The following is a 1,376-nucleotide window of genomic DNA, read 5'->3' as shown; positions in this document are numbered from 1 at the left end:
ATTCAAGTTCTAGAAGGACTTGAAGCGTGCGTATGTCTCGTTAAAAAAATTTCCTGTCGTTTGGCATCATCCTTAGTCTGTCCACCCTCTAGCACACAATCTTTGTATGGAAAATTCAGGACAACTTCCTGATTTTCTGATAGGTACTTGTCACCTGTCGCTAAACCGATTTTTGTCTTGTAAGATGTAAAGCTGTCAGGTAAAAACTCCTTGTTATTCAAAAACTGTAAAAAGACATCTTTCTTAAAGATTAGGACGCCGGTTTCAAGCCTTGAAAAGAAATGATTTGAGATTTTCTCATCACTCATCAAAAGATTGAGAAGTTCAGGATTATATTGTCTTGCCAGCTCTGCTAATTTATTCTTATTAAGCACACCTTCCACTATAAAGGTGTCATTTTGTGCCAGAAGCCGTTCTAGTTCTTTCTTCATACTTTGGTATACCTTTCAGCTAATTGAAGGGCTGATAGGATTCCTTTATTATGAATATAATAAAGGAAGGGTACCCTTCCTTTATTATGAATATAATAAAGGAAGGGTACCCTTCGGGTTTGTTGATTTATTTCTGCTTATATTATAGCATATCTTGTGTCGGTTATCACAATCTCCTTGTTACTACAGACTCTAACTTTATTTAAAAAAACTGGAGATAGAGGCAAGATACCTTTTTTTAATAATTTCAAGTTAGATTTGAATCAAGTCTAGGAGAATAAACTCTGAAATGTTTCACGATTCGATATCTATAAATTCTGAGATGCACTTGTCAGTTTGAAACTCCAGATTAAGTAAAAAGTCTTGCTTGAAAAGTAGGATAATACACTAAAACAGCTAGGAGTTCTAGCTGTTTCAACTTGCTTTCTATGTTCGTCAGATTCGGCGTGCCAGCTGAGTTGGTGCAGATATGCTTCTCTGTGTTTTTCAGGAGATTTTCTAAGAGTCTCGGGGAGTATACACTTAGGATATTCTTAGACACAGCTTCCATACTTTGGCAAAAGTGGGCGGCTCGATACTCCTTGACTTACCGAATTTATTAACTAACAAAGCCTTTCGGGACGAATTTTTGAAGAGAATTTCAGTCCCATTCTTCCATTAAATCACTGGCCAAGGTCGCATGATGCTGATGATGCTTGTGAATGACCCCAAATCCCAAGCTTAGCCCATTTTTCTTAATCAACCCCATAAAGCAAGAATATAATATACTATAGCCAAAGTTTAGGGCACTGTTAAAACAATCCTCTGCAGGCCGTCTACTCCTACCATTAAAATGAAAGTCATCAGGAACCAGTAAATTCAGATAGTAAAAATAGGATTTCGCAAGGCGACCTTCGTAACCCATAATTTCAGTAATGGAATATGCTTTCTGAATATCAATGACAC

1 protein-coding gene and 1 pseudogene are annotated in these 1,376 nt (G+C 36.8%); both read right to left on the bottom strand.

The window, feature by feature from the left end; genetic code table 11:
- Positions 1-2 precede the first annotated feature (2 nt).
- On the bottom strand, positions 3-431 hold the full coding sequence (locus tag HSISS2_RS03120; protein WP_021145344.1) for a site-specific DNA-methyltransferase: 429 nt from the start codon (positions 429-431) through the stop codon (positions 3-5).
- 646 nt (positions 432-1,077) lie between these two features.
- A pseudogene (cas1, locus tag HSISS2_RS03110) lies at positions 1,078-1,376 on the bottom strand (CRISPR-associated endonuclease Cas1); the annotation flags it as partial.

It is taken from the genome of Streptococcus sp. HSISS2 (assembly GCF_000448665.1).
GTDB classification, from domain to species: domain Bacteria; phylum Bacillota; class Bacilli; order Lactobacillales; family Streptococcaceae; genus Streptococcus; species Streptococcus raffinosi.
This window is presented reverse-complemented; position numbering and strand designations above follow the sequence as displayed.

Bases quoted from the DNA above. Each gene is read 5' to 3' on its own strand.
- HSISS2_RS03120 (WP_021145344.1), bottom strand. From the start codon at position 431: ATGAAGAAAGAACTAGAACGGCTTCTGGCACAAAATGACACCTTTATA.